Here is a 17,357-nt window from a genome sequence, read left to right as displayed (position 1 = left end):
AAAAGAATACGGGACGTTTTAAGAATGAATGCAAACATATCCTTACCGGAATTGACCATCCCGCAAATGTTGCAGGCCCATGCCCGCGATATTCCCAACGAGGTTGCCTTGCGTCAAAAAGATCATGGTATCTGGCAACCGATTACGTGGCACGATTATTATATGCGCAGCTGTCATTTTGCGCTGGGTTTGCAAGAACTGGGACTGTGCAAAGGCAGTCACCTCGGCATTTTATCGGAAAATCGCTGGGAATGGGTGACATCCCAAATGGCTGCGAATATTTTAGGGGCCATTTCAGTCGGGGTTTATCCGACCAGCCCCGCCGAAGAGGTCGCCTACGTTCTGGAACACGGGGATGTGGAAGTTATTGTCTGTGAAGATCAGGAACAGACAGATAAAATTTTGGAAAGCTGGGACAGCCTGCCCAAAATGAAAAAGATCATCGTTTTGGAACATAAAGGTTTTCGTAGTTATCCGGCAGATAAGGTTCTTTTGTTTGATGATGTGGTCCAAGCTGGTGCCAAACGGGCAGAGGCTCATTTAAGCGCACTGGAAGAAGGGCTGGCACAACAGACGTTATCCGATATTGGTTTGATGGTTTACACATCCGGTTCGACCGGACGTCCCAAAGGCGCGATGCTGTCTTATAAAAACATGCGCGCAGAAGGCCATGCCGTGTTGGAAACATTGGGTGTTAAACAAGGCGAACGCTACCTTTCTTATTTACCCTTGTGCCATGTGGCAGAACAGCTTTTGACCGTATATGGCGCGATTTGCGGGGCTTATCAGGTGAATTTTGGGGAATCTATTCGCACCGTGCAGCAAGATGTACGCGAAGTGGCACCGCATTTGTTTTTGGGTGTGCCGCGCATTTGGGAAAAATTGCAATCTGCCATTCATATCAAAATGGTGGAAGCTGGCGGCTGGCGTTATGCCCTTTATCAAAAAATGCTGAAAATATGTGAACCGTTTAATCTGAAACCGGCCCATGAACGCACATTGGGCGAGAAATTGAAATTCCAGTTGGCTTATTGGCTGTTCTTTCGCGCGTTACAGAATTTTGTCGGTTTGCGTCGCGCCCATACGGTGATGAGTGGTGCGGCCCCGGTTTCGCCCTTTATCCTTAATTTCTTTCGCACAATCGGTTTGCCGTTTATCGAAGTGTATGGACAGACGGAAACCACCGGGATGGTTACGTCACAAACCCTGCAAGATATCCGGCTTGGTACAGTTGGCCCCGGTGTTTTCAATGCCGAACTACGCGCAGATGAAGAAACCGGCGAGTTGCTGGTGAAATCCGATTTGGTTTTTGCCGGATATTACAAAAATGAAGAAGCAACCAAACAGACCATCGTGGATGGTTGGCTGCACACAGGGGATGTGGTGCGCATCGAAGACGGGCATGTGCGCATTGTTGATCGTTTGAAAGATATTATGATCACCGCCGGGGGTAAAAACCTCAGCCCCACAGAAATTGAAAATACAATGAAGGCCAGCCCTTACATCAAGGAATGTATTGTGATTGGGGAAAAACGCAAATTTGTCTCTGCCTTGATCCAGATTGATCCTGAAACGGTTGGTCAATGGGCGGAAAGCCAGCAAATTCCTTATACAAATTTCAAAAATTTGGCAGAAAACCCCGCTGTTCGGGAATTGGTGGAAAACGAGATTAAGACTCAAAATGAGAAAATGGCAACGGTTGCCCATATCCGCAAATTCCACCTGCTGACCAAAGAACTGGACCATGACGATGGCGAAGTCACCGCAACCATGAAGATCAAGCGTGCAAGCATTACGCAGAAATATGAAACAGAAATTGAGGCCCTTTACGCCTGATCTGTGACAAGGAATAGAGAAATGACGACTTATAAAGCACCGTTGGACGACATTCGTTTTGTCGTGCGACATATGGCGAACTACGATCAAATTTTTGATAAAATCGGTAATGACGACCTGTCTTGGGATATGGTCGAGGCCGTTACTGAAGAAGCCGCAAAACTGGCGGAACAGGTTCTCGCCCCCTTAAATGAAACCGGGGACCAACAAGGATCAAAACTGATTGATGGCAAGGTCGTCACGCCAGAGGGCTGGCAAGCGGCCTATGATGCGGTGGCGCAAGGCGGCTGGGTCGGTCTGGGCAGTTCAACGGCTTATGGCGGGCAAGGCTTCCCCGAAGTTGTTGCAGGCAGTGTCGCTGAAATGTTTCAAAGTGCGAACCTTGCCTTTTCCCTTTGGCCTTTGTTGAACCAAGGGGCCGGGGATGCGATTTTACGCCATGCCAGTGATGCCTTAAAAGAACGCTACCTTCCCAAGCTGATCAGCGGGGAATGGACTGGCACCATGAACTTGACCGAACCGCAAGCTGGCTCGGATCTGGCCGCTGTTCGAACCAAGGCGGTACCAAATGGTGATCATTATCTGATTTCAGGTTCGAAGATCTTTATTTCTTATGGGGACCATGAACTTTCAGACAATATCGTTCATCTTGTTTTGGCACGCACACCGGACGCACCGGAAGGGGTCAAAGGGATTTCCCTGTTTATCGTCCCGAAATATCTGGTGAATGCAGACGGTAGTCTGGGGGCACGCAATGATCTGCGGGCGATTTCGCTGGAACATAAGTTGGGGATTCATGCCAGCCCGACATGCGTTATGTCTTATGGGGATGAAGACGGTGCGGTTGGTTATCTGATCGGCGAAGAAAATCGCGGGCTGGAATATATGTTCGTGATGATGAACCGTGCGCGTTTTGAAGTTGGTTTGCAAGGTGTATCCTTGGCGGAACGGGCCTATCAAAAGGCCGTGGCTTACGCCAAGGAACGGATACAAGGCGTACCGTTTAACGGACAACCCGGTGATACAATTATCAAACATCCCGATGTGCGGCGTCTGTTGATGCATATGAAAAGCCAGACCCAAGCCATGCGTGCCTTGACCTATTGGGGCGGGGCACAGCTTGATCTAGCGCATTATGAAGACAATAAAACGCGCCGTCAGTCTGTACAGGCGGATGCGGAATTTTTAACACCGATTATCAAAGCATGGTGTACCGAACGCGGGGTGGAGATGACCTCGCTTGGTCTTCAAGTTCACGGCGGTTTGGGCTTCATCGAAGAAACCGGGGCAGCACAATATTACCGCGATGCCCGTATCATTACGATTTACGAAGGCACAACGGCCATTCAAGCCAATGATTTTGTTTTTCGCAAGACATTGCGTGACGAAGGTGCGACCGCGCGCCGTTTGCTCGCGCAATGGAAAGAAGATGTCATCGGATATCAGGACGGGCGTTTGCAAGATGGGAAAGCCAAGGTTTTAAAATCACTGGATCATTGTGACGCGGCCTTGGATTTGATGTTGAAACGGGCCAAATCCGGCCCGGCAAACGTGGCGGCAACCGCTGTTGCTTATCTGGATGTCTGGGGATACGCCATTGGTGGTTATCTGATGTTGAAGGCGGCCTCTATTGCGATGGCGCAGCAGGGACAAAGTGATGCGAATACGGATTTTCTCAAAGGGAAAGTCGCCTGCGCTGATTTTTATATCACTCACATTTTACCGCAGGTTGAGGCCTGCCTCAGTATCGTTCTGGATGGCACGGATGCCGTTTGGGGACTGAGCGACGATCAATTCTAAGAAATTCAAAGAAAACGGAGAGACAAAAATGTCCAACCTTGAAAATGTAGTTATTGTTGATGGTGCAAGAACCGCGATCGGTGGTTTTGGTGGCAGCCTCAGTGGATTTAGTCCGGCGGACCTTGGCACCATTGCAGCCAAAGAAGCGATTTCAAAATCCGGCGTTCCGGCAGAAGATATCGAACATTCTGTCTTTGGGCATATTATCACGACCGGGGCGCAGGATGCTTATCTGTCGCGCCATATTGCCCTGAATGCCGGGATGAAAGAAAGCTCGGTTGCCTTTCATATGAACCGTCTGTGTGGATCATCCATTCAGTCTTTAATCTCAGCCGCGCAAATGTTGATGTTGGGTGATTGTAAACTGGCTTTGGCCGGTGGGGCTGAGGTCATGAGCCGGGGCGTTTATTATTTGGAAAGTGCACGTTTTGGTCAACGCATGGGTGATGGTCGTTTGTATGATATGACAACAGGTGTTCTGGCAGACCCGTTTGACAGTGGTCATATGGGCATGACAGCCGAACGCATTGCCGAACAATATGGCTTAAGCCGCGAAGAACTGGACGAATATGCGGTGGAAAGTCATCGTCGCGCCCAAAACGCAACGGAAAAAGGTTATTTCAAAAGCCAGATTGTTCCGGTTGAAGTTAAAAAAGGCCGCAAATCGTTTACCTTTGATACGGATGAACATATCCGCATGGATGCAACAGTTGAAGGCATGGCAAAATTACCGCCTGCCTTTAAAAAAGAGGGCATTGTCACGGCGGGGAATGCTTCCGGCATTAATGATGCGGCTTGTGCAATGGTTTTAACAACCGAAAGCGAAGCGGAAAAACGCGGCCTGAAACCTCGTGCGCGCATTGTATCATACGGTTTTGGTGGGGTTGCCCCCAATGTTATGGGCCTTGGCCCCATTTGTGCGGCACCTGCAGCCTTGCAACGTGCCGGGTTACGTGTTGCTGATATGGATGTGATTGAATCCAACGAAGCATTTGCAGCACAAGCAATGGCAGTTTCACGCGAACTTGATTTCGATCCGGCAAAAGTTAATCCCAACGGCAGCGGTATCAGTCTTGGTCATCCGGTTGGTGCGACAGGATCGATCATTACCTTGAAAACATTGTATGAATTAGAACGCATCAATGGACGTTATGGTTTGATGACCATGTGTATTGGTGGCGGTCAGGGTATCGCAATGATCGTGGAGAAACTGTAATGACGCAGGATATTAAAAAAGTTGGCGTCATTGGGGCCGGTGTTATGGGCGCAGGCATTGCCGCCCAAGCGGCCAATGGCGGGGCCGAAGTTGTCTTGCTGGATATTGTGCCCGATGGGGCAACGGACCGAAATGCCATTGCCCAAGGGGCGGTGGAGCGTTTTATCAAAGCCGGGGCCAATGGTGGGTTTATGGGGCAGGAGGCAGCCAAACGCCTGAGTGTCGGCAATATTGAAGACGATCTCAACCTTTTATCGGATTGTGACTGGATCGTTGAAGTTATTGTTGAAAAGCTTGATATCAAACAAGACTTATTTCAAAAGATCGAGGCGGTGCGCAAAGACGGATCGGTCGTATCGTCCAATACCTCGACCATTCCGTTGGCGACATTGATGCAAGGGATGCCTCAGCGTTTGCGCGAAGATTTTATCGTGACGCATTATTTCAATCCACCGCGCCATATGCGTCTGTTGGAAATTGTTAAAGGAGACGAGACCAAACAAAGTGCGGTTGACCGCGTTGCTTCTTTTAATGATATCCAGATGGGGAAAACGGTTATTCATTGTGCGGACCGCCCCGGTTTTATCGCCAACCGCCTCGGCGTGTTCTGGATGCAGGCAGCGGTTTATGAAGCTGTGCGCAATGGACTGAGCATTGAAGACGCGGACGCGATCATGTCCGGTCCTTGTGGATATCCGAGCACCGGGATTTTCGGCCTTTGGGATCTATGCGGGATCAATTTGATGCCGGATGTGACGGCCAGTTTGGGTGGGTTATTGCCTGAAACCGATGCGTTTGCGCCTTATCGGGATGTTTTGCCGCAAATCGTTGGCATGGTGGAACGGGGCTATCACGGCCGCAAAGGGCGGGTTTATCAGGGCTTTTATCGCCTGAGCCGTACCGATGACGGTAAAAAAATCAAAGAAACGATCAATCTTCAAAACCTTGAATATCGGAACTTCGAGAAATCCGAACTAGCCAGTGCACAGTTGAAGAAAGGCCAGTTGGCAGAATTGTTGGCAAGTCCTGACAAGGGCGGTGTGTATGGTTGGAAAGTTCTGTCACAGGTTTTGAACTACGCCACAACCTTGGTCCCCGATGTTGCCGGGGAAATTACATCCGTCGATCAGGCCATGAAGCTTGGTTATAACTGGCAGTTCGGGCCGTTTGAAATGATCGACTTGATCGGGACGAAAGAATTTGTTGCCCGTCTGGATGCGGACGGTTTGCCGGTTTCTGATTTCTTGCGCAATGCTGATGGTCGTAAATTTTATATTGAAGAAAACGGTGTTGAAAAATGCTTGAATGCCAAAGGGCAATATGTGGACATCGCACGCCCCGATGGTGTGTTGACCTTGGCGGATTTGAAACGCCGCAAGGCTTGTGTGATGGAAAGTGAAACCGCAAATGTCTGGGATTTGGGCGATGATGTCTGGGCGTTGGAATTTCGCACAAAAATGAACACCTTGCCCAAAGAATTGCTGGAAAATATTGATCAAATCCGTGAACGCGCTGAAACCGAGAACAAGGCACTGGTCTTATATAACGAAGGACCGTTGTTTGCCGCCGGGGCCAATTTAGCGGATTTGATCGAAAAGGTCGAAGATCAAGCTTATGTGCGGGACTATATCGCCTATGGTCAAGAGGTCTTTATGCGTTTGAAATATGCTTCAATACCGGTTGTCGGGGCACCTGCCGGGCGGGCTTTTGGCGGTGGTGTGGAAATCTTGATGCATTGCCATGCCGTACAGGCCCATAGTGAACTTTATATCGGGCTGGTGGAAAATAATGTCGGTATTATTCCGGCATGGGGTGGCACGAAAGAATTGTTGGTTCGTTCACAGGAAATGTTGGGTTCAGACAAGGCCATTGAAAATGCCTATCGCGTCATTTCCGGGGCAATGGTGTCCGGTTCTGCCATGCATGCCAAGGAATTGGGGTATCTGCGATCCACAGATGGTGTGACCATGAACCGGGATCGTTTGTTAATGGATGCGAAAAAGCGCGCCCTTGCCCTTAAAGAAACACCGTTTAAGCCAAAGGCGTTGAGTGCCTTATCACCTGTGGCGGCGCCGTCCTTTAGTGAAGGCTGTCATCAGGAACTGGTGGAACGCACGACATATGAAACCATGTTGGCGGCCTTGTCTGATGATTGGGAAAAGTCATTATTGGCGGCTGAGTTGGAAAACGTGCTTATACTGTGTGCGAAACCAGCCGCGATTGAACGCATGCAACATATGTTGAAGACGGGCAAGCCGTTGAAAAATTAAGACACAAAAGATCGGGTCTGTTTTATTCGGGGTGAAACAGGCCCGTTTTATTTTAGGAAGGAAAGAAGGCTATGACTTTACCGCAAAATTTTAACGATAATCTGAAATTGCCGGTTGTTGCAGCGCCGATGTTTTTAGTGTCCGGCCCCGAACTGGTCATTGAAACCTGCAAATCCGGTGTGGTGGGCACGTTCCCCGCCTTAAACCAGCGTACAAGTGATGGATTTGAAGATTGGGTTATCACCATTAAACAACAATTGGCCGAATTTGAATCTCAAACTGGCGAAAAGGCAGCACCGTTTGGGGTAAACTTAATTGCCCATCGCAGCAATCCCAGACTGGAGGCCGATCTTGACATCTGCGTTAAGCACGAAGTTCCCTTGATTATCACCTCCTTGGGGGCCGTTCCCAGCTTGATCGACAAGGTTCATGGCTATGGCGGTCTGGTTTTCCATGATGTAATTAATCTGAAATTTGCCAAAAAAGCAGCAGAGGCCGGGGCCGATGGTTTGATTTGCGTCAGTGCCGGGGCTGGTGGTCATGCAGGTGAGATGAACCCCTTTGCACTGGTCGGTGAAATTCGCCAATTCTACGATAAAACCATTTTGCTGGCAGGTTGTTTGTCATCGGGGCGCGATGTGGCAACGGCACAAATGATGGGCGCGGACCTCGCCTATATCGGGACACGTTTTATTGCGACCAAAGAAGCGATGGCTCAATCGGATTATAAAGACATGATTGTTAAAAGCCGGGCGCAAGATATTGTCTATACGCCTAAAATTTCCGGTGTTTATGCAAACTTTTTACGCCCCAGTCTGGACCGTGCCGGGATTGACTTGGCGACAACGCCTTATAAGACCGAGATTGATTTCGGGTCTGAACTGACAATGGATGAAAAGGAGCAAGGCGCGTGGAAAGATATCTGGTCGGCGGGGCAGGGCGTTGGGTCCATTGATGATGTCCCGCATGTTAAAGACTTGATCCATAACATGAAAAAGGAATATGTACAGGCTGTCACCCAACAGGCTGACCAAAGTAAAAAATTTATGGAAGAGGAAAAATAACAATGTCCCAGATCGTCACATTTGAACAAAAAAATAAAATCGGCGTGATTAAAATGGATGATGGCAAAGCCAATGCCATGTCTTTTGAAATGGCGGCGCAGATGAACGCAGCCTTGGATGAAGCTGAAAAAGATAGTGACGCGATTGTTTTGGAAGGGGGTGCGAAATGTTTCTGCGCCGGTTTTGATCTTGAGATTATGAAAGCCGAAGGCCCGGATCGTGATCGTTTATTAAAAACAGGTTTTGCCCTTTCTTATCGTTTGTTGAATGCAGACCGTCCCGTGATTGCCAAAAGTGCCGGTCATGCCTTGGCAATGGGGGCGATTTTGCTGTTGTCCTGTGATTATCGCATTGGGGTGCATGGTTCTGCAAAAATCGGTTTGAATGAAATTGCCATTGGCGTGGAAATGCCGGATTACGGCATTGATCTGGTTTCAGACCGCCTTGCAAAACCCGCACAAATTCCCGCCCTTGCCAACAGCGTTATCTATACCCCGGATCAGGCGGTTCATGTTGGTTTTCTGGATGAAGCCGTGGAAGCAGATGTTTTGGATCGTCGCGTCAATGATGTTGCCGGATATCTCGCAAGCCTGAATATGCCCGCTCATCAAAAGGCCAAACGTGCTTTGCGAGCTGATTTTTTGGCAAAATATAAAGAGATGTACGGAGCGTGAACCATGTCAGAAGATCAAGTTAATTTGACGGATCGTGCGAATTTTAAATTTTGGACTCCGGAAATCTTTCGGTTTGCGGATATGGATGCGCTCAATCACCTGAACAATATTGCATCGGCTGTTTATTGTGAAACCGCACGGGCAGATTTTTTTGTGAAAAATCTTGGGCATGATTTCAGTGCCAAGGTGAATTGGCTTTTGGCAAATATCAACGTTAGTTATCTCGCCCCTGTGCATTATCCCAATGAAATTGAAATCGGTACACGGGTAAAACGTATCGGCAATAGCTCGGTTACTTTGCAACAAGGCCTGTTTTGCCAGCAAGGATGTTTTAGCACGGCTGAAACCATTCTGGTTTTTGCCAATCTGGAAACGGGGAAAAGCACGCCTCTATCAGATGATGTGAAAGAAATTTTTGCCAAGTATAACTGAGAATAAAAAGAGTTACTCTGCCGTTTGTGCTTGAACGGCAGGGTGGTCTTGATCGTCTTCGTCCCAGTTTTCCAGTTCATGTGAATCTGCCTTGGCAATGACGCCTTTGGCGATACGTTTGGCGAAATAATAAATACGTTGCAGACGTTCCATCGTCTCCATTTCGCGTGAATAGGTATGATGGCGGTTTTCACCTTCCGCCAAAAGACGGGTTGCCCCAAAGGCTGAAATGGCGGTGGCATCACTGGCAATGGTATGTTTCATGTCAATGACTTTATGGGCAATTTCAACATCTTCGTTAATCAAAGCTTCCAGTGCCAGTTCAATGGAATGGTCAACTTTATTGTGGAAAGATTTCAATAACCGGGTTGTTTCCGGGCTGACATGGATGCGTTCCTCAATCCGGCGTCGTCCGATTTGGACAAGGTCGGTTTCGATTAAATCGCCGATGTTTTCAATATGATTGGCTGCCGACATCAGGCGGACAACTTCGCGCATATCTTCTTCACCCAGGGACTGCGCCCCGATTTTACGAACATATTTCAAGATTGCCATATGCAGGCTATCCACATTTGAATCCATGTCGGCGACCTTATCCAGTGACGCATTGGTCCCGGTCAGGGTTGCGGGCAAGATGGCCTGCATCATGCGTTGAACATGTTTGCCCAGTTCCCCGATTTCCAGTCGCACAGCATTTAAGGCAATGGATGGTGTGGAAATTAAGGGTTCATCCAGATATTTTGGTTTTGTAGAGATTTTGCCGGTTTCGCTTTCCAAGGGGACAAGGCGTTCTACCAGCTTGGCAAAAGGGGTAACAAACCAGATAAAAATGAACGCATTGGCAATGTTGAAGATGGTATGTGCATTGGCGATGTCACGGGCCGTACTGTTTGCAACGCCCCCAATTTTATGGACAAAGCTTGCGAGTTGATCGACGAAACCGATCCATAAAAGGACACCGGCCACATTAAACAGAACATGGACGACAGCAGCGCGCAGGGCTTCGCGTGGTTTGCCAATTGCGGCAAGAATTGCGGTGCCACAGGTACCGACATTTGCCCCAAATATCAGGGCAATCCCACCGGGAAGAGACAGCAACCCTTGTGTTGCCAAGGCGATGACAATCCCGGTTGTGGCAGCAGATGACTGGACAAGAGCTGTAAAAGCGGCCCCAACCAGCAAACCTAAAAACGGGTTTTCCATGCTGACCATGAGGTCTAGAAAGGGCTCGTAGCTACGTAAAGGGTACATGGCATCGGACATCAAATTCATGCCGAGGAAGACCAGCCCAACCCCCATGATCATATTGCCGTACAGTTTAAACTTATTTCCGCGTCCGAAGAAAAGCATGAAAAAACCAATAGCGACCATAATCATGGCAAAATGGGTGATTTTAAAGGCGATGAGCTGGGCTGTAATGGTTGTCCCGACATTTGCACCCATGATGATGCCGATGGATTGGGACAGCTTCATAAGACCGGCACTGATAAAACCGACGACAAGGACGGTGGTGACGGAAGACGATTGAATGATGGCGGTGACAAAAGCACCGGTAGCCATGCCTAAAAATCGGTTGGAGGTCAGTTTGGCGAGAATGGTCTTCATTTTTTCGCCTGCAACCGCTTTTAATCCTGCAGAAAGCTGTTCTAACCCAAAAAGAAAAATTGCCAGACCACCACCTAAACCCGCGATGATGGTGAAAATGTCCAATTCTGCGCCGTTTGACATAATATATCCCTGTTTTTTACTATTTCATAAAACTGTAATCTAACAACAGGATCGAAGCAAATGACAATTTATCAGATGGTTATGAGAACGGTCTCATTTTCGGTTCTGGCTTGTTCGGTGACAAAAAACTGTTTAAACCAAATATCCACAATCTTCATCAAATGGATGGTTATGCAGTGAGCCAGCTTTTAAACGATCCTCTTTTTTTACTTCAAATTATTGCAGCTTTGGGGACAACAGGATTTATTGCCGGTGTTTTGGCCGGGTTATTGGGGGTTGGTGGCGGAATTGTCATTGTACCTGTGCTGTATTTTCTATTTCAATTATTCGGTACGTCTGCGGATGTCGCCATGCATGTTGCTGTGGGAACTTCTTTGGCGACGATTATAGGCACATCCATTTCGTCGGTGCGTTCCCACCATAAAAAAGGCGGGGTGGACTGGTTGCTTCTGAAAAGGTGGGCACCGGGTGTGGTGATCGGCGTGATGGCAGGGACAATTCTGGCCGCCTTTTTAAAAGGGCAGGTTTTGACCATTATGTTTTCCATTTTGGCCTTGTTTGTCGCGATCCAGATGTTATTAAGCAAAGTCGGCGGGCATTTGAGCGAAGGCCTGCCCGGTCAACCACTGGAATTTATTTGCGCTTTTATTATCGGGTCTATTTCCGTCATGGTCGGTATCGGCGGGGGATCTATCAGCGTTCCCATTCTGACAGCATTTAATTATCCCATACGCAAGGCGGTGGCGTCTGCATCCGGGTTTGGTTTGATCATTGCGGTGCCGGGGGCAATCGGCTTTATGATATCGGGTTGGGGGACAGAAGGCTTGCCCGTGGGGTCGATTGGGTATGTCAATCTATTGGGATTTGGCTTGATTGTACCGATGACGGTTGCCTGTGCACCCTTAGGGGCGAAAATTGCCCATTCTGTCAATCCGCAGTATTTAAAAAAAGGATTTGCGGTTTTTTTGTTTGTGACCAGTTTAAAGATGATGTACAGCGCGCTGGGGTTATAGAAAAAATATGTTTTTCCACCTGAAAGCTTTGAAACTCTTTCACAATTAGGATAACTTGTTATCTATATGTGGAGTGTCCCACGCGGGTGGTCATGCCCTTGCCGATAACAAATAAGGAGAAAATATCATGGGGGAGAAGTTTCGTTTAGTCACACGAAGCGACTTTGACGGTTTGGTTTGTGCAGTCCTGTTGAAAAAAATGGACCTGATTGATGAAATTACCTTTGTTCATCCCAAAGATATGCAAGACGGTAAGGTTGCCATTACGAACCGCGATATTACGACCAACCTGCCTTATGTTGAAGGGGTTCACTTGGCCTTTGACCACCACCTGAGCGAAACGTTGCGATTGGATGACAGCCCTGCCAATCATATTATCGACCCGGATGCGCCATCTGCGGCACGCGTGGTCTGGCGTTATTACGGTGGGCATGGTGAATTCCCGGCAAGCTGGGACGAAATGATGGAAGCGGTTGATAAAGGCGATGCCGCACAGTTCAGTCGTGAAGAAATCCTGAAATCGGAAGATTGGGTTCTTTTGAATTTTCTTATGGATGCGCGTACCGGGCTTGGACGTTTCCGCGATTTTCGCATTTCCAATTATCAATTGATGATGGATTTGATCGATTGTTGCGCCAATATGTCGATTAAAGAGATTTTGGAGATGCCGGACGTCAAAGAACGCGTCGAGATGTACAAGGAACATGAACCGAAATTTATTGATCAACTGAAACGTTGCACGCAGGTTCATGGCAATGTGGCCGTACTGGATTTACGCAACGAAGATATTATTTATACGGGCAACCGTTTTATGATCTATGCGTTGTTCCCCGATACAAATATTTCCATTCATGTTTTATGGGGCTTGAAAAAGCAAAATACGGTATTCGCTTGTGGGAAATCCATCCTCAATAAAACATCGAACACAAATGTGGGTGAGTTGATGTTGAGCTATAACGGTGGAGGGCATCAAAATGCCGGAACCTGTCAAGTGGCCAACGACAAGGCGGTTGAAACGCTGGAGGCTCTGATTGCAAGTATGAATGCCGATGGTTGATGCATTTTAATTATGCAGCAATAAAATTTCGATTATAATAAATATTCCCGCGTTTGGCGGGAATGCTTATATGTCGTATCTTGCTTTGCAACGCAGGATACCCCACATATTTGTAAGTTATCTGCGTTATAGACTGAATAAAAGAAGCTGTGTAAGAAAATGAACTTTTGGCCCCGCCTTCCGTCCCTTTTAATGATTGTTCTGGCTTTGGCTGTGGCAACGGTATTTTTGCCATCTCTCAGCGGTTGCGCCTTGCAAACGGCGCAAATGGAACGCTGGATGTCTTCATTGACGGGAACGCGCGGTTTGCCAAAAGACGCGATGGCTGAATTGGCCCGCTTTAAAGATGTCTATTTGCAAAAGGCCGTTGAGACGGATAAACGTGACGATCAATTTGACCAGTTTATTGATGCCTTTAAAGTGGTGCGCAGTCATTATGTAAAACAGATATCGGATCAGGATTTGATCACCTACGCGATTGATGGATTAAAGGCGGATGAAGACGACTGGCTGAACCAAACGGATGATGGAACACCGCGCGGCAAGGCCAAGCCGGAAAAAGTGGTCGAGGTTGCCGTTGACGCAATGCTGGCAAAGTTAGATCCGCATTCCGGTTATATGACCCCTGCGGAATTTCAGGAACTGATGGTCGATACCAGTGGTGAATTCGGTGGTTTGGGTATTGAGGTTCAAAAAGGCGATGGTTTTCTGAAGATCGTTTCCCCGATTGAAGATACACCTGCTGATCGGGCCGGGATCAAGGCGGGTGACCATATCACCCATGTGGATGGCGCCTCCATCAAAGAATGGACCATGACAAAATCGGTTCGCGCCTTGCGCGGTAAACCGGGAAGTTCCGTGACTGTCACGATTGAGCGTGAAAATACAGCCCCGTTTGATTTGACGGTTGTGCGTGCCATTATTCAGGTACGTGCGGTGCGTTCTGCCCTTTACAACGGATATTTACACATCCGTGTGGTTTCTTTTTCAGAACGTATGGAAGCGGATGTTTTAAAAGCCTTTGAAAAAGCGCGCCGTGAATTGGGGGCAAAACCCAAAGGGATTGTTCTGGATTTGCGCAACAACCCGGGCGGGTTGTTAACGCAAGCCGTGGCGTTAAGTGATATGTTCCTGGAAAAAGGTAATGTGTTGTCGATCCGGGGACGCAAGGCCGAAGACGTTCGTAATTTTGGTGCGTCTGTTGGGGAAGTTGCCGCTGGTGTGCCGCTTGTGGTCTTGATCAACGGTGGGTCTGCCTCAGCATCGGAAATCGTCTCAGGTGCTTTACAGGACCATAACCGGGCAATCCTGATGGGACGTCGCACATTTGGTAAAGGATCCGTGCAAACGATTATGCCGTTGATGCGTGAAGGTGCGGTTCGTCTGACGACTTCGCTTTATTATCTGCCGTCAGGGCGCACGATTCAGAAGGTCGGTGTGGCCCCGGATATCCGCCTTGATTTGCCGGAAGTGCCAGTTGCGGCAAATGATAATAAGGACGAAAATGTTGAAAACACCACAACAGAGGGTGGTGCAAAAGATAAATATCACGCCCCGCGCGAAGCTGATTTACCTAATGTGTTGAACGCAAAGAAATTTATTGAAGACGACCTTCATAGCAAGGAAGGTGTCTTAGGTAATACTTCGGTTGAAAGTTGCCCTGAAATTGGCGAGAAGAAAGACAAAGAGCTGGGGTGTGCACTGGAATTTTTAAAAGCCGGCACAGCTAAGAAATTTTTGGCTGGTCTTGTTGCGAAAGGTCGCGGGTAAAATTAAACACCAGCCGAGTTTATCACATTTATACTGTCATTGACGGCAATGCTGAACGTATTTTGTTGATTGTCCATATAAACATAGCTCGTATATCCATTGGCACTGCCGTAATATGACCAGTCATTATTCAGGTCCAACGTGTTCGTTGAGCTACCATTGATGTAGGAAATTCCGGTAGAGCTAAATGTACTATTAATATCAACAGTGTTTGTTGACGAAGATAGATTGAGGATATCAAAGTTTGTAATGTTCTGGGCACCTGTTGCGGTAAAATCATAGGTGCTGGTTTGAATATTCAATGTATCCTGACCCGAACCGCCTTGTAGTGTGGGGCCATTGCTTCCTGCGGAGAAAGTGTCGGCGAAATTAACGGTATTTGTTTTGTTGTCCAGAATGAAATTTTCCACGCTGTTAAATATGTCATTTCCTAAAGTGGTTTGGCCTTCGTCTTTGTAAGTAATTGCTCCGGTGGAATCACTTTGGAACGTCAACGTTACATTGGTATCGACATCAACATCATCTTTTAGATTTAGGGTATCTGTACCTGCACCGCCGGAGTAGGTGTTTTGTGATGCATCGTCATGGGCATAAAATGTGTCATTCCCATCTTCGCCGAGAAGTGTATCTTTACCAGCCCCGGCATATAAACTGTCGTCACCTGTCCCGCCTAATAGCGTGTCATTGCCTTCACCACCTTTTAGGATATCGTTTCCGGCATCGCCTTTGAGGGTGTCATTCCCTGTTCCGCCTTCCAGTGTGTCGTTACCATCGCCACCTTCCAGTGTGTCGTTATCGCCATCGCCTTTTATCCAGTCATCACCGCCACCGCCGGAGATGGCATCATTTCCGGCGCCACCTTCAATGACATCATTGTCATACCCGCTATCATCTCCAAGGAAGCTCAGGATATCTTTAAACGAATTTCCTGTTGGAATGTCACCATGAATAAAGTCGTCGCCATCGCCGCCGTAAACGGTGTCTTGTCCTGAACCACCACTGATGACATCGTTTCCGTCATAGCCATATATCGTATCATCCCCTGCGAGACCCACGATGCCATCGTTAAGGCTACTGCCTTCAATGTAATCGTTACTTTTACTGCCACCGATTGTATTATCAATGTCTTTAATCGCATCTTTAACTTTTTCTTCGATTTCTTGTTGTGCGATTTCAGTTTGTGCCTGTATTTCGCTTGCAACGACCTGTTCAATCGTTGTGCTTAGTTTCGCAACGTTTGTCTGGATGTTTTTAAGGATATCGGAAACGCCTGTCTCGTCCTCTCCCGCATCGTTAGTATTGGTAAAGATGTTTTGAAGTTCTTGTGTGAGTTGTTCCAGACTTTGTTGTATTTCGGAGATAGCGGATTCAAATGCCAAACCGGCTTCAATAATATTTTCCAACTGTGCTTCGGCCTGTGCGGCTTCTGTTGCAGCCGCTTCAGCGGCAGCGGCAATTGCAGCTGCTTGGGCGAGCAAGGCTTCAGCCTCGGCTCCTTCCAATTCGGCAGCCTGTTGTTCAAGGGCTTCAGCCTCGGCTGCTAAAGCTTCTGCTTCTTCTTTTTTCTGGTCGGCTTTACGTTGGGAGGCAGCGCGACGTGTATTATTCAGTATGCGAATACTGGTTGTGCCAAATGATCCGGTGATTTGTGCTAAATTGAGAGTAACGGATTGGCCCGGCGCTGTATTAAACGATAGAACAGCGGAATATTGATTAGGCTGGTTCAAGGTAATGGAACCAACAGAGTTTGTCAGGATCAGTTCGCCGATAAAACCACCGGGTTCTTCCAAAAGTGCAGCCTTTAATTCACCGCCACGATTTTGTTGCAGGACACCTTGTGTACCACGGATACCAATTGTTGCCACGGGGGTGTTAAGGGTCATTGCATCGGGGTTTGTCTTTGCAATTTGGCCGGAAACAAAGGAGAAAACCCCGCTTACAAGGCTGGTGCTGAAGCTGCCTTCACCGCTATCTGGATCATAAACCATTTCGTCAAGAATCATTTCGCCATTTTCATCGAGTGAAAATGCGCTTTCATCCTTAAACGTTATCCCGACATTTGCCTTATCTGAGGTTCGTATGACGTCCCCTTGAAAAACCGGATCTCCAACTTTTAAGGTGATGGCTATGCCGTCTGCACGTACGGCACTGACGGAACCTTCTAATGTTTCAATCTGACCGATACTTTCACTCAGTCCGGCAGGGGCGGTTACCTGAGCATATTGCCCGGGGGCGAGGGGACCGCTTAGGGTTTGCACCATTTGGAAACCAAGAGTACCGGTTTGTGAAATAAGTGCATCAGGTTGATGGATAAAATAATCCTGCACGAGGCCGTGTTGTCCATTTTGATTGGTGAGGATCAAATCATTACCAGCTTGCTGGTAACCGTTACTGCCAATGGTAAATGTATCGGGAAGCTTGATGTCGTTTGTTTGTGCTGCATTGACAACAAACTCAAAATGATCACTTGCGTGTGATGGTGCATAAACCATGACAT

Annotated in this window: 12 protein-coding genes; 10 read left to right on the top strand and 2 right to left on the bottom strand. The window is 47.9% G+C overall.

Annotation, left to right across the window (positions count from 1 at the left end; all coding sequences use genetic code 11):
• The first annotated feature begins 24 nt into the window (after positions 1-24).
• The 7 genes from IEW74_RS04975 (at position 25) to IEW74_RS04945 (ending at position 9,292) form a co-directional block, all read left to right on the top strand.
• Positions 25-1,836, top strand: a complete 1,812-nt coding sequence (locus IEW74_RS04975; protein ID WP_188662266.1) for an AMP-dependent synthetase/ligase — start codon at positions 25-27, stop codon at positions 1,834-1,836.
• A 21-nt stretch (positions 1,837-1,857) separates the two neighbouring features.
• The gene (locus tag IEW74_RS04970) at positions 1,858-3,636 is read left to right on the top strand and encodes an acyl-CoA dehydrogenase (protein ID WP_188662264.1); all 1,779 of its coding nucleotides are present in this window, start codon (positions 1,858-1,860) and stop codon (positions 3,634-3,636) included.
• Between the two features lie 28 nt (positions 3,637-3,664).
• Entirely contained in the window at positions 3,665-4,852 is a 1,188-nt protein-coding gene (gene bktB, locus IEW74_RS04965; protein ID WP_188662262.1) for a beta-ketothiolase BktB, read from the top strand.
• Positions 4,852-7,122, top strand: coding sequence for a 3-hydroxyacyl-CoA dehydrogenase/enoyl-CoA hydratase family protein (locus tag IEW74_RS04960; protein WP_188662260.1), 2,271 nt, complete (start codon positions 4,852-4,854; stop codon positions 7,120-7,122). The genes bktB and IEW74_RS04960 overlap by 1 nt, the downstream gene beginning before the upstream one ends.
• A 71-nt stretch (positions 7,123-7,193) precedes the next feature.
• Positions 7,194-8,186, top strand: coding sequence for an NAD(P)H-dependent flavin oxidoreductase (locus IEW74_RS04955; protein WP_188662257.1), 993 nt, complete (start codon positions 7,194-7,196; stop codon positions 8,184-8,186).
• A gap of 2 nt (positions 8,187-8,188) precedes the next feature.
• Positions 8,189-8,860, top strand: a complete 672-nt coding sequence (locus tag IEW74_RS04950) for a crotonase/enoyl-CoA hydratase family protein (protein WP_188662255.1) — start codon at positions 8,189-8,191, stop codon at positions 8,858-8,860.
• A 3-nt stretch (positions 8,861-8,863) separates the two neighbouring features.
• Entirely contained in the window at positions 8,864-9,292 is a 429-nt protein-coding gene (locus IEW74_RS04945; RefSeq protein WP_188662254.1) for an acyl-CoA thioesterase, read from the top strand.
• Between the two features lie 12 nt (positions 9,293-9,304).
• Here the strand turns inward: IEW74_RS04945 and IEW74_RS04940 are convergent, their stop codons facing one another.
• The gene (locus IEW74_RS04940; protein ID WP_188662252.1) at positions 9,305-11,020 is read right to left on the bottom strand and encodes a Na/Pi cotransporter family protein; all 1,716 of its coding nucleotides are present in this window, start codon (positions 11,018-11,020) and stop codon (positions 9,305-9,307) included.
• A gap of 176 nt (positions 11,021-11,196) precedes the next feature.
• Between IEW74_RS04940 and IEW74_RS04935 the strand changes: the two genes are divergently transcribed.
• The 3 genes from IEW74_RS04935 (at position 11,197) to IEW74_RS04925 (ending at position 14,860) form a co-directional block, all read left to right on the top strand.
• Positions 11,197-12,033 carry a sulfite exporter TauE/SafE family protein gene (locus IEW74_RS04935; RefSeq protein WP_229734241.1) on the top strand — a complete coding sequence of 279 codons (837 nt, stop codon included), beginning with the start codon at positions 11,197-11,199 and terminating at the stop codon, positions 12,031-12,033.
• A 127-nt stretch (positions 12,034-12,160) separates the two neighbouring features.
• On the top strand, positions 12,161-13,090 hold the full coding sequence (locus IEW74_RS04930; protein WP_188662248.1) for a DHH family phosphoesterase: 930 nt from the start codon (positions 12,161-12,163) through the stop codon (positions 13,088-13,090).
• Positions 13,091-13,249: 159 nt separating this feature from the next.
• Positions 13,250-14,860: a S41 family peptidase gene (locus tag IEW74_RS04925; RefSeq protein WP_188662246.1), complete on the top strand. Its 1,611-nt coding sequence runs from the start codon at positions 13,250-13,252 to the stop codon at positions 14,858-14,860.
• Positions 14,861-14,862: 2 nt separating this feature from the next.
• Here the strand turns inward: IEW74_RS04925 and IEW74_RS17495 are convergent, their stop codons facing one another.
• Positions 14,863-17,352 (bottom strand): FecR domain-containing protein, encoded by a 2,490-nt coding sequence (locus tag IEW74_RS17495; RefSeq protein ID WP_188662243.1) that lies wholly within the window; start codon positions 17,350-17,352, stop codon positions 14,863-14,865.
• Positions 17,353-17,357: the final 5 nt, after the last annotated feature.

The sequence above is a fragment of the Terasakiella brassicae genome, assembly GCF_014641495.1.
Taxonomy (GTDB): Bacteria; Pseudomonadota; Alphaproteobacteria; order Rhodospirillales; family Terasakiellaceae; genus Terasakiella; species Terasakiella brassicae.
This window is presented reverse-complemented; position numbering and strand designations above follow the sequence as displayed.

Bases quoted from the DNA above. Each gene is read 5' to 3' on its own strand.
- IEW74_RS04960 (WP_188662260.1), top strand. From the start codon at position 4,852: ATGACGCAGGATATTAAAAAAGTTGGCGTCATTGGGGCCGGTGTTATG.
- IEW74_RS04930 (WP_188662248.1), top strand. From the start codon at position 12,161: ATGGGGGAGAAGTTTCGTTTAGTCACACGAAGCGACTTTGACGGTTTG.
- IEW74_RS04940 (WP_188662252.1), bottom strand. From the start codon at position 11,020: ATGTCAAACGGCGCAGAATTGGACATTTTCACCATCATCGCGGGTTTA.
- IEW74_RS04955 (WP_188662257.1), top strand. From the start codon at position 7,194: ATGACTTTACCGCAAAATTTTAACGATAATCTGAAATTGCCGGTTGTT.
- IEW74_RS04925 (WP_188662246.1), top strand. From the start codon at position 13,250: ATGAACTTTTGGCCCCGCCTTCCGTCCCTTTTAATGATTGTTCTGGCT.
- IEW74_RS17495 (WP_188662243.1), bottom strand. From the start codon at position 17,352: ATGGTTTATGCACCATCACACGCAAGTGATCATTTTGAGTTTGTTGTC.
- IEW74_RS04975 (WP_188662266.1), top strand. From the start codon at position 25: ATGAATGCAAACATATCCTTACCGGAATTGACCATCCCGCAAATGTTG.
- bktB (WP_188662262.1), top strand. From the start codon at position 3,665: ATGTCCAACCTTGAAAATGTAGTTATTGTTGATGGTGCAAGAACCGCG.
- IEW74_RS04945 (WP_188662254.1), top strand. From the start codon at position 8,864: ATGTCAGAAGATCAAGTTAATTTGACGGATCGTGCGAATTTTAAATTT.
- IEW74_RS04950 (WP_188662255.1), top strand. From the start codon at position 8,189: ATGTCCCAGATCGTCACATTTGAACAAAAAAATAAAATCGGCGTGATT.
- IEW74_RS04970 (WP_188662264.1), top strand. From the start codon at position 1,858: ATGACGACTTATAAAGCACCGTTGGACGACATTCGTTTTGTCGTGCGA.